Source organism: Rugosimonospora acidiphila, from assembly GCF_039543385.1.
GTDB classification, from domain to species: domain Bacteria; phylum Actinomycetota; class Actinomycetes; order Mycobacteriales; family Micromonosporaceae; genus Rugosimonospora; species Rugosimonospora acidiphila.
In genome coordinates this window covers 37,367-57,890 of sequence record NZ_BAABJQ010000016.1, presented here as the reverse complement: position 1 = coordinate 57,890, position 20,524 = coordinate 37,367, and the positions used below count along the sequence as shown (strand labels likewise).

Annotated in this window: 21 protein-coding genes; 13 read left to right on the top strand and 8 right to left on the bottom strand. The window is 72.3% G+C overall.

What is annotated here, in order from left to right:
* Positions 1–5 precede the first annotated feature (5 nt).
* Entirely contained in the window at positions 6–1,685 is a 1,680-nt protein-coding gene (locus tag ABEA87_RS24750; RefSeq protein WP_345633321.1) for an alpha/beta fold hydrolase, read from the top strand.
* A gap of 93 nt (positions 1,686–1,778) precedes the next feature.
* Here ABEA87_RS24750 and ABEA87_RS24745 read toward each other — a convergent pair whose 3' ends face one another.
* From ABEA87_RS24745 to ABEA87_RS24730, 4 genes are all read right to left on the bottom strand, one after another.
* Entirely contained in the window at positions 1,779–2,603 is an 825-nt protein-coding gene (locus tag ABEA87_RS24745; protein ID WP_345633319.1) for an MBL fold metallo-hydrolase, read from the bottom strand.
* Positions 2,603–2,983: a thioesterase family protein gene (locus ABEA87_RS24740; protein WP_345633317.1), complete on the bottom strand. Its 381-nt coding sequence runs from the start codon at positions 2,981–2,983 to the stop codon at positions 2,603–2,605. Before ABEA87_RS24740 ends, ABEA87_RS24745 begins: the two co-directional genes overlap by 1 nt.
* Positions 2,984–3,039: 56 nt before the next feature.
* Positions 3,040–3,918 (bottom strand): NAD(P)-dependent oxidoreductase, encoded by an 879-nt coding sequence (locus ABEA87_RS24735; RefSeq protein ID WP_345633315.1) that lies wholly within the window; start codon positions 3,916–3,918, stop codon positions 3,040–3,042.
* An 83-nt stretch (positions 3,919–4,001) separates the two neighbouring features.
* Entirely contained in the window at positions 4,002–4,340 is a 339-nt protein-coding gene (locus ABEA87_RS24730; RefSeq protein WP_345633313.1) for a hypothetical protein, read from the bottom strand.
* Positions 4,341–4,589: 249 nt separating this feature from the next.
* On the opposite strand from ABEA87_RS24730, the gene ABEA87_RS24725 reads away from it, so the two are divergent.
* The 7 genes from ABEA87_RS24725 (at position 4,590) to ABEA87_RS24695 (ending at position 11,702) form a co-directional block, all read left to right on the top strand.
* Positions 4,590–5,735 carry an AAA family ATPase gene (locus tag ABEA87_RS24725; protein ID WP_425570944.1) on the top strand — a complete coding sequence of 382 codons (1,146 nt, stop codon included), beginning with the start codon at positions 4,590–4,592 and terminating at the stop codon, positions 5,733–5,735.
* Between the two features lie 70 nt (positions 5,736–5,805).
* Positions 5,806–6,762, top strand: a complete 957-nt coding sequence (locus ABEA87_RS24720; protein ID WP_425570949.1) for a DUF58 domain-containing protein — start codon at positions 5,806–5,808, stop codon at positions 6,760–6,762.
* A complete protein-coding gene (locus tag ABEA87_RS24715) occupies positions 6,759–7,709 on the top strand; it encodes a VWA domain-containing protein (protein ID WP_345633308.1) in 951 nt (316 codons plus the stop codon). Before ABEA87_RS24720 ends, ABEA87_RS24715 begins: the two co-directional genes overlap by 4 nt.
* Positions 7,710–8,214: 505 nt before the next feature.
* Positions 8,215–8,919 carry a beta-ketoacyl-ACP reductase gene (locus ABEA87_RS24710; RefSeq protein ID WP_345633306.1) on the top strand — a complete coding sequence of 235 codons (705 nt, stop codon included), beginning with the start codon at positions 8,215–8,217 and terminating at the stop codon, positions 8,917–8,919.
* Between the two features lie 39 nt (positions 8,920–8,958).
* Positions 8,959–9,726 (top strand): enoyl-ACP reductase FabI, encoded by a 768-nt coding sequence (fabI, locus tag ABEA87_RS24705; RefSeq protein ID WP_345633305.1) that lies wholly within the window; start codon positions 8,959–8,961, stop codon positions 9,724–9,726.
* Positions 9,727–9,789: 63 nt separating this feature from the next.
* Complete coding sequence (locus ABEA87_RS24700) at positions 9,790–10,845, top strand: ferrochelatase (protein WP_345633304.1); 1,056 nt, start codon at positions 9,790–9,792, stop codon at positions 10,843–10,845.
* A gap of 77 nt (positions 10,846–10,922) precedes the next feature.
* Positions 10,923–11,702, top strand: coding sequence for an HAD-IIA family hydrolase (locus ABEA87_RS24695; protein WP_345633302.1), 780 nt, complete (start codon positions 10,923–10,925; stop codon positions 11,700–11,702).
* A 54-nt stretch (positions 11,703–11,756) separates the two neighbouring features.
* Here the strand turns inward: ABEA87_RS24695 and ABEA87_RS24690 are convergent, their stop codons facing one another.
* A complete protein-coding gene (locus tag ABEA87_RS24690; protein ID WP_345633301.1) occupies positions 11,757–12,542 on the bottom strand; it encodes a hypothetical protein in 786 nt (261 codons plus the stop codon).
* A 258-nt stretch (positions 12,543–12,800) separates the two neighbouring features.
* Here ABEA87_RS24690 and ABEA87_RS24685 point away from each other — a divergent pair, with 258 nt between their 5' ends.
* On the top strand, positions 12,801–13,607 hold the full coding sequence (locus ABEA87_RS24685; RefSeq protein WP_345633299.1) for a DUF3097 domain-containing protein: 807 nt from the start codon (positions 12,801–12,803) through the stop codon (positions 13,605–13,607).
* A 109-nt stretch (positions 13,608–13,716) separates the two neighbouring features.
* Here the strand turns inward: ABEA87_RS24685 and ABEA87_RS24680 are convergent, their stop codons facing one another.
* On the bottom strand, positions 13,717–15,033 hold the full coding sequence (locus ABEA87_RS24680; protein ID WP_345633297.1) for a serine hydrolase domain-containing protein: 1,317 nt from the start codon (positions 15,031–15,033) through the stop codon (positions 13,717–13,719).
* 153 nt (positions 15,034–15,186) lie between these two features.
* Between ABEA87_RS24680 and ABEA87_RS24675 the strand changes: the two genes are divergently transcribed.
* The 4 genes from ABEA87_RS24675 to argG all read left to right on the top strand — a co-directional run bounded on the left by ABEA87_RS24675 (position 15,187) and on the right by argG (position 19,307).
* On the top strand, positions 15,187–15,612 hold the full coding sequence (locus ABEA87_RS24675; RefSeq protein ID WP_345633295.1) for an NfeD family protein: 426 nt from the start codon (positions 15,187–15,189) through the stop codon (positions 15,610–15,612).
* Between the two features lie 2 nt (positions 15,613–15,614).
* Positions 15,615–16,733, top strand: a complete 1,119-nt coding sequence (locus ABEA87_RS24670; RefSeq protein ID WP_345633293.1) for an SPFH domain-containing protein — start codon at positions 15,615–15,617, stop codon at positions 16,731–16,733.
* A gap of 203 nt (positions 16,734–16,936) precedes the next feature.
* Positions 16,937–17,773, top strand: a complete 837-nt coding sequence (locus tag ABEA87_RS24665) for a TrmH family RNA methyltransferase (RefSeq protein WP_345633292.1) — start codon at positions 16,937–16,939, stop codon at positions 17,771–17,773.
* Between the two features lie 88 nt (positions 17,774–17,861).
* Positions 17,862–19,307, top strand: coding sequence for an argininosuccinate synthase (argG, locus tag ABEA87_RS24660; RefSeq protein WP_345633290.1), 1,446 nt, complete (start codon positions 17,862–17,864; stop codon positions 19,305–19,307).
* Between the two features lie 76 nt (positions 19,308–19,383).
* On the opposite strand, the gene ABEA87_RS24655 is transcribed toward argG, so the two are convergent.
* Both ABEA87_RS24655 and ABEA87_RS24650 read right to left on the bottom strand, forming a co-directional pair.
* Complete coding sequence (locus tag ABEA87_RS24655) at positions 19,384–19,665, bottom strand: hypothetical protein (protein ID WP_345633288.1); 282 nt, start codon at positions 19,663–19,665, stop codon at positions 19,384–19,386.
* 71 nt (positions 19,666–19,736) lie between these two features.
* The gene (locus ABEA87_RS24650; RefSeq protein WP_345633286.1) at positions 19,737–20,441 is read right to left on the bottom strand and encodes an SDR family oxidoreductase; all 705 of its coding nucleotides are present in this window, start codon (positions 20,439–20,441) and stop codon (positions 19,737–19,739) included.
* Between the last annotated feature and the right edge of the window lie 83 nt (positions 20,442–20,524).

Here is a 20,524-nt window from a genome sequence, read left to right as displayed (position 1 = left end):
CGGGGATGGATCGGGTCACCGGGGGCTGGCGGGAGCGCGCGCGCTCCGGGCCGGCGCGCCTGGCGCTGCTGATCATCCTCTCCGCGGTACCGGCCGGGGTCGAGGCCGGCCTGGTGCGCGCCGGCGGCTTCACCACCACGATCAGCCTGGCCCCGCACGTCAGCGCGGTCTGGCCGTACGGGACCTTCCATGATCTGCTCTGGGTGCTGGTCTATCACCGGTCGTGGGCCGGGTTCGTGCTCGAATCGCTGGCCGCCATCGCGTTCCGCGGGCTGCTGGGTGCCGGCCAGACCGCGCTGGCCTGGCCGCCCGGGGTGGCGCGCCCACCGCTGGGCCGGCTGGTCCTGCGCAATCTCGGGTTCGCCGCCCTGCTCGGGGCGCTGCTGTCCCCGTGGGCCGCGCTGGGCATCGTCGCCTCGGAGGTGTCGGTCTCCTGGTACCTGGCCGGCGAGCTGGTACCGCTGCTGATCATGGCGCCGTTCCTGCAGCGGGGTGGGATCGTGCCGGGCTGGTGGCGGGGCTTCCCGCCGGCCGGCGCCGTCGCGCTGTCGTTCGTCAACGTCGTGACGCTCACGGCCGGCAGCGCGCTGCTGTGGTGGTCCCCGCCCTCGGTGACGGTGCCGATCGCGGTGCTCGTCGGCGGGGTCAACGGGGTCCTGTGGCGCTTTGCCGTACGGGTGGCGGTGGCGCACCGGCCGGTCCGGTGGCGGCGGGTACCGGTCACGCCGGGCGTGATCGCGGTCGTGGTCGCCCTCACGGCCGGCCTCGGCTGGGTGTCCGTGATGGACGTGCACCGGCAGGAGCGCACGGAGCCGGACCCGATCCTGCGGCTGGAGGACCTCGACGCCGGCCATCCGGTGATCTTCCTGGCCGGCTACGACTCCCAGTACGGCGGCGAGCCCAGCGGGCGCGCCCTGCCCATCGTGCGCTTCTCCTACCGGGGCTCGGACGGCGCCGGGCGTCCCCGTCCCTACCTGGCGATCGACACCCACCGATCGCTGCCGGCCGGCGCGCGGATGCTGGCCGACCAGGTCGACCGGGTGCACCGCGCCACCGGGCGGCCGGTGGCGCTGGTGGCCCTGAGCGAGGGCGCGTTCATCGCGCAGGTCTACCTGCGGACCATGCCGCACCCGGCGGTCGATCGGGTGGCGCTGCTCAGCCCGCCGGTGCGGGCCGGGCGCGTCTACTATCCGCCGCGCGGGGCCGACACGGGGTGGGGCGTGGCCACCGGGTGGGAGCTGCGCGGCCTCTTCGGGCTGCTCAGCCTGGCCGACGGCCTGCCCAACAGCGCCGACGAGCCGTTCGTCCGGTCGCTGATGGACGACGCGCCACTGTTCCGGGGCAACCGGATCCTGTGCCCGGAGCGGGGGGTACGGACCGTCGCGTTCCTGTCCACCGGGGACGCGATCACGGTCTCGCCCGACCTGCGTCCGCGCGTCCCGGTGGTGGAGGTGGCGGCCGTGCACGGCCTGCTGATCGACGGGCCGGGTGACCGGCGGCGGCTGGCCGAATTCATCAACTCCGGCCAGGTGCGGCAGCACCGGGAATGGGACTACGCGGCCCTGCAGTGGGCGGGAGCCGCCTGGCAGGCGCCCGCGCTACGGGTGCCGTGGAACCCGGCCTGGCGGGGGGTCGCGGGCAGGTCCGACCACAGCTTCCCGGTCAACGCGTGCCCGCTGGGGTGACCCTCGTGGGCAGGGCGCGGCGGCGCGGAGCGCGGGGGAGCGGCGGTGGGGGAGGGGCGGCGGGGAGGGCCGAAGTGACGGGCGGGGGAGGGCTCAGACGCCGCCGGTCAGCTCGGCGAAGCCCCGGCGCACCGCCACCAGGGAGGCGTCCGGGCCGAACGGGGACCTGGCCGCGACGGCCTGTTCGGTCGCCCGGTCGCGGTGCCCGTAGCGGATCAACCAGTCCAACTCGCTGAGCTGCCCGTGCTGGTGTTCGACGAATCCGCGGTCGACCGGTGCGCCGTGGCCGGGCACCACCACCGCGTCGGTCGAGATCAGGTTCAGCAGGGCGGCGACGGTCTCGGGCCACTCCAGCGGATACGAGTCGCCGAAGTCGGGCGGGGCACCCTGTTCGACGAGGTCGCCGGCCAGCACGACGCCGGCATCCGCCACCAGCACGACCAGGTCGCCCTCGGTGTGCCCGCGCCCGAGGTGGCGCAGCTCCACCCGCCGGCCGCCCACGTCCAGGGTGGCCGCCCGGTGCACCACCCGGTTCGGTACGGCGATGACCGCGCGGCCCAGGTCCTCGGCGAGCTCCGGCTCGGTCGGCAGCCACTGCTCGTACCAGGTGTGCTGCCAGCGCGGCCCGTGGTCGCGCAGCTGGGCGACGGCGTCCCGGTGCGCCCAGATCGCGCCCCCGGCCTCGCCGAAGGCGGCGTTGCCGAAGCAGTGGTCGAAGTGGTGGTGGGTGTTGACCAAAGCCAACGGCGCCGGGGTCACCCGGCGGACCTCCTCCGCCAGCGCGGCGCCCTGGGCCGGGCCGGACAGGGTATCGACCAGCAGCGCCCGGTCCTCGCCGACGATCAGCGTCGCGTTGACGTCGAGCACGGGGTGGCGGTGCACGTACACGCCGGGGGCGACTTCGGCGAGACCCGCCATTACGAGTACGCCTTCGCCACGAAGGTCTCGCGGTCCACGATCACCCGCTCCACCTGGATCCGCGCGGCCACCTGCTCGCCCTGTCGCAGGGTGACCACGAAACTCAGCCGCCGGCCGTCCACCTCGGAGATCACGGCCTCGGCCACCACGAGGCCGCCGACCGGCGTGGCGGCCAGATGCTCCAGCTCGACCCGTACGCCCACCGTGGTGGCCCCGGCGGGCAGCCGCCCGGCGGTCAGCGCGACCGTGGCCGCCTCGGCCAGAGCCAGCGCCCGGGGCGTGCCCAGCACGGGCACGTCCCCGGAGCCGAGCGACTGCGCGGTGTCGGCGTCGGTGACGGTGAGCTGTACCCGCGTGGCGAGTCCGGGGCGCAAGTCCATGACCGAAGCCTACGTATCCGCGCGCCGGTGGGCGGCGGTGCCGGGCGACGGCGTGTTCAGCGGGGCGCCAACGGGTAGCGGGCGCCGGCGGCGGCCACGTCACGGTCGCCCGACCCGGCCTGTACCAGCGCCTGCCACACCGGCGTGACCGCCTCGGCGACCGGCAGGTCCACGCCGCGCTCGCGGGCCGCCTCGACCACCAGGGCGATGTCCTTGGTGGCGTGCTTGAGCGGGAAGCCGGCCTCGAGTTGGCCCGCCAGCAGGTTGCGCCCCTTGGTCAGCGCCCACGGCGCGGCCACCGCCGTGCCCTCCATCGCGTCGAGGATCGTGGCCGGCTCGATGCCCAGGCAGTCGCCCAGCGCCAGGGTTTCGGCGATGCCCTCCGCGATCACGGCCAGCCAGGTGTTGAGGGCCAGCTTGACGGCGCTGCCCCGGCCGGCGGCGCCGAGCCAGAGGGTCCGGGTGCCGAGGGTGTCGAACAGCGGCTGTACCCGGTCGCGCAGCTGGTCCGCCCCGGAGGCCAGGATCAGCAGCTTGCCCTGGCGGGCCGGCACGTCGGTGCCCAGCACCGGCGCGTCGACCAGGTCGAGCCCCCGCGCCGCCGCCAGCTCGATCAGCTTCTCGGTGGCCCGCACGCCGATCGTGCCCATCTGTACCCAGGTGGTGCCGGCCGCCGGCCGCGCGGTGTCGATCACATTCTCGGTCGCGTCACCGTCGGTGAGCATGGTCAGCACCAGGTCCGCGCCCTTGACGGCGTCGGCGGCGTCGGTGACGACCTGGACGCCCTGCGCGGCAAGCCCCTCGGCGTGCGCCGCGGTGCGGTTCCAGGCGCGCACCTCGTAGCCGTGTTCGGCGAGGTTCGCCGCGATCGCGCCGCCCATGTGCCCGGTGCCGAGGATGGTGACCCGGGCCGGTGTCGTGGTGTTGTTCTGCATGGCCGGTGATCCTCTCGTCGGGGTCGCGGTTTCGTACCCGGACACGCCGGCCGAAAACCCCGACGTGACGCGCTCGACGCCGGCTACCCGGCCGCGCCGGATCCGGCCTCCGGATCGGCGGACGCGGGCGGCTGCCCGATGGGCCGGGGCGGCTGCCCGGCGGTCGGCTGGTCGGCGGGCTGCGGCGGCTGGTTGGCGGGTTCGGTTGGCTGGTCGCCGGGTGGCGCGTCCGGGTCGACGGGCGTCACCTCGCGGAGGAAGCCGCGGGCGGACAGGAAGTCGCCGAGGCTGTCGCGGTGCTGGGCGCAGGCGAGCCAGGTCTTGCGCCGCTCGGGCGGGTGCAGCTTCGGATTGTTCCAGCGCAGCGCCCACTCGGCGGACGCGCGGCAACCCTTGGCGGAACAGAGGAGGATGTCACTCACTCCGTAATGATTGAGCGCCGGGCGGCCACGGGGGAAGCCGCCCGGCGACGGGTGAATCGTACCGCCGAACACGCCCCTGGTGTCTACCCGTTGCGTGTGCCGAATCGGGCGTTTTCCCGGAGCGGAACACCGATCCTGATCATCGGATGCGTCGGGGAGGAGCGAGCGGGTATTTTGATCGAGCAGTCCCGGTCCGTGCGCGCGTGCTGGGCGCCGCGTGCCAAGCTAGGTTGGTCATACTCGTTTGAAATGCCTGGAGGACCGGTGGCCCAACCGACCCCGCCCCCGTCCACGCCGACCTCAGCACCGAGCAGCACCCCGGCTCAGGACGCGGGTCTGCTTGAGCGCGCGCTGTTCGAGGTCAAGCGCGTGATCGTGGGTCAGGACCGGATGATCGAGCGGATGTTCGTCGCGCTGCTCGCCCGCGGGCACTGCCTGCTCGAGGGGGTGCCGGGGGTCGCCAAGACGCTGGCGGTGGAGACCCTGGCCCACGTGGTCGGCGGCTCGTTCGCCCGCATCCAGTTCACGCCGGACCTCGTCCCGGCCGACATCGTCGGCACCCGGATCTACCGGGCATCCAGCGAGAAGTTCGACGTCGAGTTGGGCCCGGTCTTCGTCAACTTCCTGCTGGCCGACGAGATCAACCGCGCGCCGGCCAAGGTGCAGTCCGCACTGCTGGAGGTGATGGCCGAGCAGCAGGTGTCGGTCGGCGGTCAGACCCACGAGGTGCCCCTGCCGTTCCTGGTCATGGCCACTCAGAACCCGATCGAGCAGGAGGGCGTGTACCCGCTGCCCGAGGCGCAGCGCGACCGGTTCCTCATGAAGATCCAGGTGGGGTACCCGACCGACGCGGAGGAGCGGGAGATCGTCTATCGGATGGGCGTGGCGCCGCCCGAGCCGGTACCGGTGTTCAACACCGACGACCTCGTGAAGCTGCAGAGCAAGGCGGACGAGGTGTTCGTGCACAACGCGCTGGTGGACTACGCGGTCCGGCTGGTGCTGGCCACCCGGGCACCGGCCGAGCACGGCATGCCCGATGTCGCCCCGCTCATCCAGTACGGCGCCAGTCCCCGCGCGTCGCTGGGCATCGTGCGCTCCACCCGGGCGCTGGCCCTGCTGCGTGGGCGGGACTACGCGCTGCCCCAGGACCTGCAGGACATCGCGCCGGACATCCTGCGCCACCGGCTCGTGCTGTCCTACGACGCGCTGGCCGACGACATCCCGGCCGACCAGATCATCGACCGGATCCTGTCCGCCGTCCCGTTGCCCACGGTGGCGCCCCGGCAGAACGCGACGCCGGCGGGCGGCGCACCTGGCGGCAACCACCACGGGTACCCGCAGACTCCGGCGGCCGCGCAGGCCGCCGCCTGGCCGACCTCAGGGCGACCGGTATGACGGTGGTGCCGGCGTGAGTCGGGACATGCTCGGCCTGCTGCGCAGGTTACGCAGGGATCCGCGGGGTGACCTGGCGGCTGACGCGACGGGTACCCCCAGCCCCAGTTCGGGGCACGGCGAACTGCCGCTTTCGGCCAACCGGGCCGAGCCCGCGCTGAGCAAGCTGCAGCTGCTGGTCACCCGGAAGCTGGACGGGCTACTGCAGGGCGACTACCTGGGGCTGCTGCCCGGTCCCGGCACCGAGGTGGGCGAGTCGCGGGAGTACCTGCCCGGCGACGACGTGCGCCGGATGGACTGGCCGGTCACCGCGCGTACCACCATCCCGCACGTGCGACAGACCGACGCCGACCGGGAGCTGGAGACCTGGCTGGCGGTCGACCTGTCGGCGAGCCTCGACTTCGGCACCGCCGCCTGCCTCAAGCGCGACCTCGCGGTCGCCGCCGCGGCCGCGGTCAGCCACCTCACGGTGCGCGGCGGCAACCGGATCGGCGCGGTGATCGGCACGGGCGAGCAGATCACCCGGATGCCCGCCAAGGCGGGGCGCAAGGACGCCCAGGGGCTGCTGCGGGCCCTCGCGCACACGCCGGTGCGCCCCGGGCGTACCGACCTGGGCGGCCTGATCGACTCGCTGAACCGGCCGCCCCGCCGGCGCGGCCTGACGGTGGTGATCTCCGACTTCATGGTGGCGCCCGGCCAGTGGGCCCGGCCCATGCGCAAGCTCGGGGTCCGCCACGACGTGCTGGCCATCGAGATCGTCGACCCGCGCGAGCTGGAGCTGTCCGACGCCGGGGTGATGGAGTTCGTCGACCCGGAGACCGGCCGGTTGCACGAGGTGCACACCGGTGACGCGCAGTTGCGGGCCCGCTACGCGGCGGCGGCCGCCGCCCAGCGCGCCGAGATCACCTCCGCGCTACGGGCCGCCGGCGCCGCGCACCTGCGGCTGCGTACGGACCGTGACTGGCTACTGGATATCGTTCGGTTTGTCGCGGCGCAAAGACACGCGCGCACCAGGGGGACCACCCGATGATTCGCTTCCTCGACCCGCTCTGGCTGCTGGCCCTGATCCCGGTGCTGGCGCTGGCCGGGATCTACGTGCTGCGCCAGCTGCGTCGGCGCTCCTACGCCGTGCGGTTCACCAACGTGTCGTTGCTGGAGAAGCTGGCTCCGCGCGGCCTGGGGTACCGCCGGCACCTTGCGGCCGGCGCGTTCCTGCTGATGCTGGTGACCCTCGGCTGCGCGATGGCGCGGCCGGCCACGGACGCCAAGCAGCCGCTGGAGCGGGCCACCGTCATCGTCGCGATCGACGTGTCGCTGTCGATGCAGTCCAGCGACGTGGCGCCGACCCGGATCGAGGCGGCCAAGGTGGCGGCGAAGCAGTTCGTCAAGGAGCTGCCCGACTCGTACAACATCGGGCTGGTCTCGTTCGCGAAGACGGCCAACGTGCTGGTTTCGCCCGCCAAGGACAAGGCGGCGGTGGACCAGGCCATCGACGGGCTCCAGCTCAACGAGGCCACGGCCACCGGTGAGGCGGTGTTCACCAGCCTGTCGGCCATCGCGTCGGTGCCGGCCGACGGCGCGTCCGGGCCGCCCCCCGCCCGCATCGTGCTGCTCTCCGACGGGTACCGCACCGCGGGCCGGCCGATCGAGGACGCGGCCAACGCGGCGAAGGCGGCCAATGTGCCGGTGTCCACCATCGCGTTCGGCACCGACGAGGGCACCGTGCAGATCCAGGGCCAGACCCAGCGGGTACCGGTGGACCGCCCGTCGCTGCAGCAGCTGGCGCAGACCACGCACGGGCACTACTACGAGGCGGCCAGCCTGTCCCAGCTCAAGCAGGTCTACCAGGACATGGGCAGCTCGATCGGGTTCAAGACGGTGCCGCGGGAGATCACCCAGTGGTACGTGGGCGTGGGGCTGCTGTTCGCCTTCGCGGCGGCCGGGATGAGCCTGCTGTGGACCTCCCGGCTGCCCTGAGCGGCGGCCAGTGTCGGCGGGGCGGGCGGGGCGCCAGGGTCGGCCTGATCGGCGCGCGGCCGGGGCGGCGCACGGTTGCGCCGCCGGTCGTGATCGGGCTCACCTGCCGCTGGCGTTCTTGACCAGCATGAAGACGACACCCACCCAGATGGTGACCAGGGCAAAGGTCAGCGGTACGGCGTAACGGCTCATCGACGGCTCCCGGACTTGAGGAGTGACGCGGGGAAAGCGCGTGTCGAGTCGTGGTCAGCGGCGCGGCCGGAAGGGCACACGCGCGAGCGTCAGGATGCCTGACGGAGGAGTGGACCACGACTCGGAGGATCGCTATCTCGCACAGCGATCACCTCCTGTGGTCGTGGGTCTCTCAATTGCCGGCAGACATCATAGCGCAAATGACGGGCGTCGTGCCGGAGGGTGGATTTCCCCCGGACCCGGCCAGCGCCTACGCTCTGGTTGCGTCATCTCGCACATCTCGCACATCATCCACCGCACGCAAGGAGACCTCGTGGCACGTACCGTGCTGGTCACCGGGGGTAACCGGGGCATCGGCCTGGCCATCGCGCAGGCATTCGCCAAGCAGGGCGACCGGGTCGCCGTGACCCACCGGGGCAGCGGCGCGCCGGACGGACTGTTCGGCGTGCGGTGCGACATCACCGATTCCGCCGAGGTCGATGCCGCGTTCACCACGATCGAGGGTGAGCTGGGGCCGGTGGAGGTGCTGGTGGCCAATGCCGGGGTGACCGAGGACACGCTGCTCATGCGGATGTCTGAGGAGCAGTTCAACAAGGTCATCGACACCAACCTGGCCGGCGCGTGGCGGTGCGCGAAGCGCGCCAGTACCAAGATGCTGCGCGCCCGGTGGGGGCGGCTCATCTTCATCTCTTCGGTGGTCGGCCACCTCGGCGGCGCCGGCCAGGTCAACTACGCGGCCAGCAAGGCCGGCCTGGTCGGGATGGCCCGGTCCATCACCCGCGAACTGGGCAGCCGCAACATCACCGCGAACGTTGTCGCCCCCGGCTTCGTTGAGACGGACATGACCGACAATCTTCCCGAGGATGTCAAGAAGCGGTACCTGGGTCAGATCCCGGCGGGCCGCTTCGCGCAGCCGGATGAGATCGCCGGCGCGGTCACCTGGCTGGCCGGCGACTCGGCCGGTTATGTCAGCGGCGCGGTCATCCCGGTCGACGGCGGCGTCGGCATGGGCCACTGAGTCATCGGCCACTCGAGTCATAGGTCAGGGAGGCAAAGCGTGTCTGGACTGCTGGCGGGCAAGCGGCTGCTGGTCACCGGGGTCATCACGGACCAGTCGATCGCGTTCTCGGTCGCCAAGATCGCCCAGGAGCAGGGCGCGACGGTGGTGCTCACCGGTTTCGGCCGGCTGTCCCTGGTCGAGCGGATAGCCAAGCGGCTGCCGGCCGAGGCGCCCGTGATCGAGCTGGACGTGACCAACGCGGGGCACCTGGCCGGGCTGGCGGGCAAGGTTCAGTCCACCGTGGACGGACTCGACGGCGTGGTGCACTCGATCGCGTTCGCGCCGCAGAGCTGCCTGGGCGGCGGGTTCCTGGACGCTCCGTGGGAGGACGTGTCCAACGCCATCCAGGTCTCGGCGTACTCGTACAAGGCGCTGGCCATGGCCTGCATGCCGCTGATGAAGTCGGGCAGCTCACTGGTGGGGCTGACCTTCGACGCCACCAAGGCGTGGCCGGTCTACGACTGGATGGGCGTGGCGAAGGCCAGCCTGGAGTCGGTCAACCGGTACCTGGCGCTGCACCTGGGCCACCAGGGAATCCGGTCCAACCTGGTCTCGGCCGGCCCGCTGCGCACCATGGCGGCCAGGTCGATCCCCGGCTTCGAGCAGTTCGAGGAGAGCTGGACGGCCCGGGCGCCGCTGGGCTGGAGCCTGACCGACCAGGAGCCGGCCGCGCGGGCGGTAGCGGCCCTGTTGTCCGACTGGTTCCCGGCCACCACCGGCGAGGTCGTGCACGTCGACGGCGGGTATCACGCGCTGGGGGCGTGACCGGGCGCATGCCCGGCCGCACCCGCGGCGGGGGCCGACCGGGCGACCTGGTGAGATGGGCGAGTGGAGTACGACGCCTTTCTACTCGTGTCGTTCGGCGGCCCGGAGGGGCCCGACGACGTCCTGCCGTTCCTGCGTAACGTGACCCGGGGCCGGGGCGTACCGGAGGAGCGGCTGGCCGACGTCGCGGAGCACTACCGGCACTTCGGCGGCGTGTCGCCGATCAACGAACAGTGCCGCGAGCTGCTGGCCGCCATCCGGGAGCGCTTCGCCGTTGACGGGCCGGACCTGCCGATCTACTGGGGCAACCGGAACTGGCACCCGTTCCTGACCGACACCGTGCGGCAGATGCGCGATGACGGGGTGCGCCGGTCGCTGGCGTTCGTCACCAGCCCGTACGGCTCGTACTCCTCCTGCCGGCAGTACCAGGACGACATCGACCGGGCCCGGGCGGAGGTCGGCGACGGCGCGCCGGTGATCGACAAGATCCGCCACTATCATGATCACCCCGGGCACGTGGCGCCGCACGCCGACGCGGTACGGGCGGCCCTGGCCACCCTGCCGGAGCGGGAGAACGGGCGCACCCGGCTGGTGTTCACCGCGCACTCGATTCCGGTGTCCATGGCGGAATCGGCGGGCGCGGTCACCATGGCGGCGTTGACCGGCACCGCGACCGGCCGGCGGTACGAGGCGCAACTGCGCGAGGTGGCCGGGCTGGTCGCCGGTGACCTCGAATGGGACCTGGTGTGGCAGAGCCGTTCCGGCCCCCCTCAGGTGCCATGGCTCGGCCCGGACATCAACGAGCACCTCACCGCGCTGGCGGCCGGGGGCACCACCGGCGTGGTGGTCAGCCCGATCGGGTTCATCTCCGACCACCTGGAGGTGGTGTGGGACCTGGACACCGAGGCGGCACAGACCGCCAAGGCGCTCGGGCTGGACTACGTGCGGGCCGCCACCCCCGGTACCGACCCGCGGTTCGTGGAGATGATCCGAGCGTTGGTGCTGGAGCGCACCGAGCCCGGCCACCCGCGCGAGGCGCTGGGGAGGCTTCCGACCTGGGACTACTGTGAGGCCGGCTGTTGTGCGGCCCGCCGACCCGGGCCGGTAACCAACGGCTGAGATGATTTCGTCATGACGACAGTAGGAAGCGGTCCCCCGATGGCAACGTCCCGCTCTCACCCGACGCGGGTGGCCGCATGACCGAGCGTAAGCCCGTGGAGTCCTGGCTGACCGACATGGACGGGGTGCTCGTCCACGAGGGCCAGCCCGTCCCCGGCGCCCCCGAGTTCATCAACCGGTTGCGGTCCTCCGGCAAGTCGTTCCTGATCCTCACCAACAACTCGATCTACACCCCGCGGGATCTGCAGGCCCGGCTGAGCCGGATGGGCTTCGACGTGCCCGAGTCGGCGATCTGGACCTCGGCGCTGGCCACCGCGCAGTTCCTGAGCGACCAGCGGCCCAACGGCACCGCGTACGTCATCGGCGAGGCCGGGCTGACCACCGCCCTGCACGGCGCCGGGTACGTGCTGAGCAACATCGAGCCCGACTACGTCGTGCTCGGCGAGACCCGCACGTACAGCTTCACCGCGATCACCACCGCGATCCGGCTGATCCTCGCCGGAGCCCGGTTCATCTGCACCAACCCCGACGCGACCGGCCCGTCCAACGAGGGCGTCCTGCCGGCGGTGGGTTCGGTGGCGGCGCTGATCTCGAAGGCCACCAACGTCGACCCATACTTCGTGGGCAAGCCCAACCCGATGATGATGCGCTCGGCGCTGAACACGATCGGGGCGCACTCGGAGACCACCGCGATGATCGGCGACCGGATGGACACCGACGTCCTGTGCGGTCTGGAGGCCGGGCTGGAGACGATCCTGGTGCTGACCGGCATCAGCACCCGTCACGAGATCGACCGCTTCCCGTACCGGCCGTCCCGGGTGGTCGACTCGGTGGCCAACCTCATGGACGAGATCTGAGAACGCACCCGCCCGGCCGCCCGGTCGGGCCGGGGTGAGCGGGTCCGCCCGGCCTCAGGGGGCCAGGCGGGCGTTGCAGGCGGCCACCAGCGCGCGGCGGCAGGCCGTCATCAGCGGGCGCAGCGCCTCGTCGCGCCGGATCGCCTCATACCCGGTCACCGCGCCACCCGGTGCGGCCTGACCGGCCAGCGCGAGCACCTGGTCCAGCACGCTGGCGCGGGCGTAGAGCCGCCGGCAGCGGGCGTCGTAGCCCGGCGGCAGGTCGCCGGCGAAGTCCGGGCGGCGCAGCGCGGCCAGGGCGCCGGCCAGCTCGGGCCGCCACTGGGCCACGTCCAGCCGGGTCAGCTGCCCGGTGGCCTCGACGATCGCGGTGGTCAGGTCTCCCTCGGCCTCGGCGGGGCCGGGCTCGTGGCCGGCGGCGGGCACCTGCTCCAGCGGGAACATCCGCCACAGCACGGTCTCGAAGGTGTCCCCGGAGCCGGACGTGTGCCGCTGAACCTGCGGGACCAGCCCGTACCGCCCGGCGATCACGCCCTCCTCGGCCAGCAGGGCGGCCCCGGTGAACGGGCCCGGGCCGGGCAGCCCGCGCGGGTCGCCGGCGACCGGCAGAACCAGCCGGATGTCGTCGGGGCTCAGCTTGGCGAACAGGCTCAGCACGTTCGGCAGCGGCACATCCGTCCAGGTGTCCGGCGCGTCGGCGACGAGATGCTCCTCGTCACCGGCGATCTCACCGGCCACTTCGTCGTACGGCGACAGTCCTGCGCGCCAGGAGCGGACCCAGGTGACGAAGCGGGTGGAGCGGCGCACGGTCAGCGTCGCCGCATTGGCTGCGGGGGACATGCAGGCAAGGGTACGTGCCGTGCCGGGCTGATGTCTCGCCGTGGCGGGGCCGGGTGCCGGCGAGATCCAGCCGCGGCGGCGATCCGCCCGCGACGCGAACGGCCGCCCTCGCTCCCGGCCGGGCGGGCGGCTGTGGTGCCGTGCCCGACCGGGCGAGCGGCTGTGGTGCCGTGCCCGGCCGGGAGGCCGGCGGCGCCCTCGCGCGGTCGCGGCGCGGCGTCGTCCGCGTTGGTGGGGCCGCCCGATACCGTCGGGCCCATGTATGGACAGGACGTTCTCAAGGGCGACTGGCGGCGCAGGCGGGTGGTCCCGGAGGTGGACGCCGAACCGGATCTCGTGGTGGAGGACGCCGAATCGGGGTTCTGCGGCGCGGTGGTCGGATTCGAGTCCGGCGCGGTGGTGCTGGAGGACCGGTTCGGCAAGCGGCGCAACTTTCCGTTGCTGCCGGCCGCGTTCCTGCTGGACGGGGCGGTGGTGACGCTGCGGCGCCCGGCGGCCGCGCCGGTACCCGCGCAGCGCCGCGTCACCGCGAGCGGCTCGATAGCGGTACAGGGGGCGGCGGCCCGGGTCGCGCGGGCCAGCCGGATCTGGGTGGAGGGCATCCACGACGCCGCGCTGGTGGAGCGGATCTGGGGCGACGACCTGCGCGTCGAGGGCGTGGTCGTGGAGCCGCTGTCCGGCGTGGACGAGCTGGCCGCGGCGGTACGCGACTTCGGGCCCGGGCCGGCCCGGCGGCTCGGGGTGCTGGTCGACCACCTGGTCGCCGGCTCCAAGGAGAGCCGGATCGTCGCCTCGGTCACCTCGCCGCACGTGCTGGTGACCGGCCACCCGTACGTCGACATCTGGCAGGCGGTCAAGCCCGAGCGGCTGGGCATCCGGGCGTGGCCGGTGGTGCCGCCGGGGCGGCCGTGGAAGGAGGGCGTCTGCGCCGCCCTGGGCGTGGCCGAGCCGGCCGAGCTGTGGCGGCGGATCCTGGCCAGCGTGCGCGGGTACCACGACGTGGAGACGCCACTGATCAACTCGATCGAGCGGCTGATCGACTTCGTCACGGAGCCGGCGAAGTAGCCGGCGCGGTAGCCACAGCGGGCCGGGGAGGGACTGCCCGACCGGTCTGGTCCGGCGCGGCTGACCCCACGCGACGGCCCAGACCGGTCGCCGGTACCGGGGGCGGGCCCTACGGCGCCGACCACGGGTCCCGGGTGAACACGAAGGTGGCGATGTCCAGGGCGGTCACCGCCCCGGTACCGCTGCGGCGCACCATCATGATCTCGCCGTCGTTGCTGCCCGACCGGCAGCGCCACCGGTCGACGCCGTCCTGGGTGAAGCGCCACGGCGTGGCACCCGGCCGGTCCAGCGAGGAGATCACCAGCGCCCGGCCGGCGGCGTCCCAGGCGGATTCGTACTCGGTGCCCATCCACCACCACCGCCCGGTCAGCACCTCGACCTCCGGCGGCGGGGCGGCGCCCGGCCGCCACGGCGCGATGCGGGCCGGCTCCCGGTCCAGCACCGCGTCGAGCAGGTCCAGGCCGAGCCCGCTGATGCCGCCGTGGCGCAGCGTGTACGCGTTGGCGAACGCGACCACCCCGGTGCGGCTGGGCCGGTGCACCGCCAGGACGGCCAGGTACCCGGGCATCGAGCCGGTGTGCCCGACGTACACCCGCTCACCCCGCCGCCACAGCTGCACGCCCAGCCCGTGCCCGCTGGTCCAGGCGTCCACGTCGCTGATCACCACCGGGGTGCACATCTGCGCCAGGGTGGCCGGGTCCAGCACCGAGGGCACCGGGTCGGCCAGGAACGCCGCCCACCGGGCCAGGTCCCGCACCGTGGACCACAGCTGGCCGGCCGGCGCCATGGCGCCCGCGTCGTGGCGGGGCTCCTCGCGCAGGGTGCCGTGCCACGGGTGCACCACGTACCCGCGGGCGAACGGTTCGGTGGCGTGGTAGGTGGTGCGGCCCAGCTCCAGCGGCTCCAGCAGCCGCTTGGCGAGCTGGGCGTGCCAGGGCTGGCCGGCGACCCGCTCGATGAGCGCGCCCAGCACGCCGTAGACGAGGTTGGAGTAGTGGTACCGGTCGTGCGGCGGGTACGCGACCTTGCCGGCGTTGAGCCCGGCCAGCAGGTCGTCGGTGTCCATCCCGGCCGAGCGCTCCCACCACTGCCCGTCCGGTTCGCGCTGTACCCCGCCGACGTGCGCCAGCAGGTCGCGCAGGCGCACGTCGCCCAGCGGGGTGCCGGGCAGGTGCCGGTGCAGCGGGTCGTCGAGGTCCAGCCGGCCCTCGTCGCGCAGTTGCAGTACCAGCGTGGCGGTGAGGGTCTTGCTGATCGAACCGATCCGGTACTGGGTGTCCGGTTCCGGCCTGGGTAGCTCGCCGGCGCCGGACACGTGCGTGAGGGTCCCGTCGCGTACCACTCCGGCGATGAGGGAGGGGACTCGGCCGTTGGCCTGCGCCGACGCGACGATCTCGTCGACCCGGCGCGCGGTTTCGGGCAGCATGGTCCTCCTTTACCGTGCCTCGCGAGCGCCGAGGCCGTACGAGGCTGGTCGATCTTCGTCGAGGTCGGCCGAAACCCTATCCCGCCGTACCCCGCCGCCGCCCGCGGGACACGGACAATCGCCATTAGTGCATCCGCGTGCCACGATCGGAGCGTGGCCTGGTTGTGGCTCGTTGTAGGGGTGGCGCTGGCGATCGCTGAGGTCTTCACCACCACCTTCGTGCTAGTCATGCTCGCGGCCGGGGCGTTCGCCGCCGCGGCCGGCGCCGCGCTGGGTCTGCCGTGGTATCTGCAGGTCCTGGTGTTCTCGGTGGTTTCGGCGGCCGCGCTGGCACTGGCGCGTCCCGCCATCCGTAGACACCTGCAGACCGACGCGCCAGGGGCGCCCATGGGTCTGGCCGCCATCGAGGGCGCGCTGGGCCTGGTACTGGAGCGCGTCGATCTTGATCACGGATTGATCAAGATCGAGGGGGAGATGTGGAGTGCTCGTCCGTACGATGCCACCCAAGTGATCGAAAAGGGTGAGCGGGTGCGGGTCATAGAGATCAAGGGCGCTACCGCCCTTGTCTGGAGGGAGTAGTGATGGGCGCTCTCGAAGCCGTTCTCATCATCGTTGCCGCGCTGGTCGTGCTGTGGGTCGTGCTGACCGTCGTACGTTCGGTGCGGATCGTTCCTCAGCAGCGGATGGACATCGTGGAGCGGCTGGGCAAGTACCACCGCACCCTCAAGCCCGGGATGAACCTGCTGATGCCGTTCTTGGACAGCGTTCGTTCGAAGGTGGACATGCGGGAGGCCGTACAGAGCTTCCCCCCGCAGCCGGTGATCACCTCGGACAACCTGGTCGTGTCCATCGACACCGTGCTCTACTACCGGGTGGTCGACCCGGTCCGGGCCACCTACGAGATCGCCAGCTTTCTCCAGGCGATCGAGCAGCTGACCGTCACCACGCTGCGTAACGTGATCGGCTCGATGGACCTGGAGAAGGCCCTGACCAGCCGTGACGAGATCAACCAGCACCTGTCCAGCGTGCTGGACGAGACCACCGGCCGGTGGGGCATCAAGGTGACCCGGGTCGAGATCAAGGCCATCGAGCCGCCGGCGTCGATCCGGGACTCGATGGAGAAGCAGATGCGCGCCGAGCGGGACCGCCGCGCCGCGATTCTCAATGCCGAGGGCATCAAGCAATCGCAGATCCTCACCGCCGATGGCGACCGGCAGGCCGCGGTGCTGCGGGCACAGGGTGAGCGGGAGGCCCGCATCCTCCAGGCCGAGGGCCAGGCCAAGGCGATCCAGACCGTGTTCAACGCGGTGCACAGCGCCAACCCGGACTCCAAGGTGCTCGCCTACCAGTACCTGCAGGCGCTGCCCCAGATCGCGGCCGGGCAGTCGAACAAGGTGTGGATCGTGCCGGCCGAGCTGACCAAGGCGTTGGAGGGCATCGGCGGCGCCCTGGGGGGCCTGGTCCAGGACACCGGCGGGCCGACCACCACCGAGGCGAGCCTGCCCGAGGCCGACCCGTCGGTGCTTGACCAGGCGCTGGCCGAGGCGCAGGCCGTCGCGGCCGAGACCGAGCAGGAGGCGGTACGCGGGCTGCCCGCGCCTGCGCACCTGACCGCGCGCGAGGCGCTGGACTCCGGTGCGCCCGAGGTGCACGCCGCGGACCTGCTCGGCGAGCCGCCGCAGCAGCGCGAGTCCGCCTGATCCGCACGCCACCGGCCGGGCTGTCCGTTCGCGGGCAGCCCGGCCTCCGTTTTCGGCGGCCACGCGTGCACCGGCTCGCGCGGTGTGCGCCGCCCGCGGTGGGCGGTGTGCTCAGGCCCGCGCGGTGTGCGGTGTGCTCGGGCCCGTGCGGTGCGCTCGGGCCCGCGCGGCGGGCCGGCCCGGCGGCGGGTCAGAATGGCGACGTGTCACCGACCGTCACCACGATCACCGATCCCGAGGACGAGCGCATCGCGGACTACCGGGCGCTCACCGACGTCGAGCTGCGTACCCGGTGGGAGCCGCCCAACGGGCTGTTCATCGCTGAGGGCGAGCTGGTGCTGCGGCGGGCGCTGCGCGCCGGGTACCGGCTGCGTTCGGTGCTGGTCGACGCCAAGCGGGTCGACGAGATCGGCGCTGTCATCGACGACGCGGCCGTCGGCGAGCCGGCCGGTGATCAGGCGCCGTTCTACGCTGGCACCCAGGACGTGCTGAAGAAGGCCACCGGCTTCCACGTGCACCGTGGGGTGCTGGCCTCGTTCCATCGCAAGCCGCCGGCCTCGGCCGAGGCGGTGCTGTCGGCCGCGCGCCGGGTGGTGATCCTCGAAGACGTGAACAACCACACCAACGTGGGCGCCATCTTCCGGGGCGCGGCGGCGCTGGGCATGGACGCGGTGCTGCTGTCGCCCTCGTGCGCCGATCCCCTCTACCGCAGATCCGTGCGCGTCAGCATGGGCGAGGTGTTCGCCATCCCGTACGCCCGGCTCGAGCCGTGGCCGGACGCGCTGGACGCGGTGCGCCGGGCGGGGTATTCGGTGCTCGCGCTGACGCCGGCCGCCGACGCGTTGCCCATCCAGCTGCTGCCCGAGGCGTACCGGGGCCGGCCGGCGCTGCTGCTGGGCGCCGAGGGGGCGGGGCTGTCCCAGCCGGCCATGGCCGCCAGCGACCAGCGGGTGGCCATTCCGATGCACCGGGGCGTGGACTCGCTCAACGTGGCCGCCGCCGCGGCGGTCGCCTTCTGGGAGCTGACCCGGGAGGCGTAGGTCCGCCGGCCGCCGCCAGCCCGGCCGCCGCGGGCCGTCCGGGAGCCGGTTTGCATGATCATGCAGTGGTGCGCATATACTCCTACTCGTGTCCAAGGTGCTCACCTCCCTGCCTGTCGGTGAACGTGTCGGTATCGCCTTCTCTGGGGGCCTCGATACCTCGGTAGCTGTCGCGTGGATGCGCGACAAGGGTGCGATTCCCTGCACGTACACGGCCGACATCGGCCAGTACGACGAACCCGACATCGCCTCCGTACCCGGCCGTGCCTCGGCCTACGGGGCCGAAATCACCCGACTGGTCGACTGCCGGGCGGCCCTGGTGGAGGAGGGGCTGGCGGCCCTGGCCTGCGGGGCGTTCCACATCCGCTCCGGTGGCCGCGCCTACTTCAACACCACCCCGCTCGGGCGGGCCGTCACCGGCACCCTGCTGGTGCGCGCGATGCTCGAGGACCAGGTGCAGATCTGGGGAGACGGGTCCACCTTCAAGGGCAACGACATCGAGCGGTTCTACCGCTTCGGCCTGCTCGCCAACCCTCAGCTGCGCATCTACAAGCCGTGGTTGGACGCCGACTTCGTCAGCGAGCTGGGCGGGCGCAAGGAGATGTCCGAGTGGCTGCTGGAGCACGGCCTGCCCTACCGGCACAGCTCGGAGAAGGCCTACTCCACGGACGCGAACATCTGGGGCGCCACGCACGAGGCCAAGGCGCTCGAGCACCTGGACGCGGGCATCGAGCTGGTCGAACCGATCATGGGTGTGCGGTTCTGGGACCCCGCGGTCGAGGTGCCCACCGAGGACGTCACGATCGCCTTCGAGCAGGGGCGGCCGGTGGCGATCAACGGCAAGGAGTTTGGCTCCGCCGTCGACCTGGTACTGGAGGCCAACTCCATCGGCGGCCGGCACGGGCTGGGCATGTCCGACCAGATCGAAAACCGGGTCATCGAGGCCAAGAGCCGGGGCATCTACGAGGCACCGGGCATGGCGCTGCTGCACGCGGCCTACGAGCGGCTGGTCAATGCCATCCACAACGAGGACACCCTGGCCAGCTACCACAACGAGGGCCGTCGGCTGGGCCGGCTGCTGTACGAGGGCCGTTGGCTGGACCCGCAGGCGCTGATGCTGCGCGAGTCGTTGCAGCGCTGGGTGGGGATGGCCGTCACCGGCGAGGTGACGCTGCGGCTGCGGCGCGGTGAGGACTACTCCATCCTGAACACCTCCGGGCCGGCGTTCAGCTACCACCCGAACAAGCTGTCGATGGAGCGGACCGAGGACTCAGCCTTCGGGCCGGTCGACCGCATCGGTCAGCTGACCATGCGCAATCTGGACATCGCCGACTCCCGCGCCAAGCTCGAGCAGTACGCCCGGCTCGGCATGATCGGCAACCCGCAGCCGATGCTGATCGGTGCCGCGCAGGCGGCCTCGACCGGACTGATCGGCGCGATGCCCGAGGGCGGGGCCGAGGCGATCGCCTCCCGCGACCTGCCGGCAGACGCCGAACTCCTCGATCACGTCGCGATCGAGGAGGGCATCGACTGACCGGGACCGAAGTGCCGGCCCGGCGTCCCCCGAGGGAGGCGCCGGGCCATTGCGCAGCGCGTCTGCCCGCCTCCCGCTAGCTCGCGGTGGACGCGTCGGTGCCTGATTCGAAGACTCCCTCGGGCGCCTTCTGGATCGGGTGGGGCGTGACGTCGCGCTCCTCGATCCGCCAGGTGTCCAGCCGCGATCCCAGCCGGATCGCCTCGGCCCACAGCTTCTCGGGGTCGAGGTGGAGGTTGCCGTCCTGGTCGGGTTCCGGGCTCATCACCGCGTCGGTCACCGGCACGCTGACGTAGCCCTCTTCGGCGGTGACCCGGCGCAGGCGCACCGAGATCGAGTAGCTGACTGGCTCGGTCATGGCTGGCCAACCTACCGCGTGGAAGCCGCCCGGCGCTGCCCGCCCGGGCGGTCCCCACGCGGATCCGGCGGTCAGGCCAGCGCCGCGTAGAGGTCCCGCAGATCGCCGCCCAGCCCGCCCTTGACCGCGCGGGTCAGCTCGTCGGCAAGCACCTCGTCCCGGCCCTCGGCGAGGGCGTCGAGCGCCTGGGCGACGACGCCCTCCGGCCGGTTCTTCGGCCCGGTGATGTGGGCTGCCATGTCGGTGTCGGTGTAGCCCATGTGTACGCCGAGCACCTGGGTGGCCTGGCCCCGCAGCTGCAACCGCAGCGCGTTGGTCAGCGACCACTGCGCGGACTTCGAGGCGCTGTACGAGCCCGAATCGGGCAGGCTCACGAACGACAGCACGGACAGGATGTTCACGATCGCCCCGCCGCCGTTGGCGCCCAGGATCGGGGCGAAGGCACGGCTGACGTTCAGGGTGCCGAAGAAATTCGTCTCGAGGTCGGCACGGATGCCGTCCAGCGAGCCGTTCAGCAGCGCGCCGCCGCGTGAGACGCCGGCATTGTTGATCACCAGCGTCACGTCCGGGTACCGCTGCGCGACCTCGGCCACCTCATCGGGGTTCGTGATGTCCAGCTTGACCGGCGTGATGCCGGCGGCGGCCGTCACCTTGCCGGGGTCACGGGCGCCGGCGTAGACGGTGCTGGCGCCCCGGTCGAGCAGGGCCTGGGCGAAAACGCGGCCGAGCCCACGGTTCGCGCCGGTGACCAGGGCAACCGAGCCTTCGATGCGCATGATGATCTCCTCGTAAAGTAAACCGTTCGGTGTACTTCGAGGTTAGCGGGGCGCTGGCGAAATGTAAACTGATCGGTACCATG

What these genes read in the sequence shown, in the direction of transcription:
- ABEA87_RS24750 (WP_345633321.1), top strand. Translation starts at nt 6, where the DNA reads ATGGATCGGGTCACCGGGGGCTGGCGGGAGCGCGCGCGCTCCGGGCCG.
- ABEA87_RS24745 (WP_345633319.1), bottom strand. Translation starts at nt 2,603, where the DNA reads ATGGCGGGTCTCGCCGAAGTCGCCCCCGGCGTGTACGTGCACCGCCAC.
- ABEA87_RS24740 (WP_345633317.1), bottom strand. Translation starts at nt 2,983, where the DNA reads ATGGACTTGCGCCCCGGACTCGCCACGCGGGTACAGCTCACCGTCACC.
- ABEA87_RS24735 (WP_345633315.1), bottom strand. Translation starts at nt 3,918, where the DNA reads ATGCAGAACAACACCACGACACCGGCCCGGGTCACCATCCTCGGCACC.
- ABEA87_RS24725 (WP_425570944.1), top strand. Translation starts at nt 4,590, where the DNA reads ATGCCTGGAGGACCGGTGGCCCAACCGACCCCGCCCCCGTCCACGCCG.
- ABEA87_RS24715 (WP_345633308.1), top strand. Translation starts at nt 6,759, where the DNA reads ATGATTCGCTTCCTCGACCCGCTCTGGCTGCTGGCCCTGATCCCGGTG.
- ABEA87_RS24695 (WP_345633302.1), top strand. Translation starts at nt 10,923, where the DNA reads ATGACCGAGCGTAAGCCCGTGGAGTCCTGGCTGACCGACATGGACGGG.
- ABEA87_RS24690 (WP_345633301.1), bottom strand. Translation starts at nt 12,542, where the DNA reads ATGTCCCCCGCAGCCAATGCGGCGACGCTGACCGTGCGCCGCTCCACC.
- ABEA87_RS24685 (WP_345633299.1), top strand. Translation starts at nt 12,801, where the DNA reads ATGTATGGACAGGACGTTCTCAAGGGCGACTGGCGGCGCAGGCGGGTG.
- ABEA87_RS24680 (WP_345633297.1), bottom strand. Translation starts at nt 15,033, where the DNA reads ATGCTGCCCGAAACCGCGCGCCGGGTCGACGAGATCGTCGCGTCGGCG.
- ABEA87_RS24670 (WP_345633293.1), top strand. Translation starts at nt 15,615, where the DNA reads ATGGGCGCTCTCGAAGCCGTTCTCATCATCGTTGCCGCGCTGGTCGTG.
- ABEA87_RS24655 (WP_345633288.1), bottom strand. Translation starts at nt 19,665, where the DNA reads ATGACCGAGCCAGTCAGCTACTCGATCTCGGTGCGCCTGCGCCGGGTC.
- ABEA87_RS24650 (WP_345633286.1), bottom strand. Translation starts at nt 20,441, where the DNA reads ATGCGCATCGAAGGCTCGGTTGCCCTGGTCACCGGCGCGAACCGTGGG.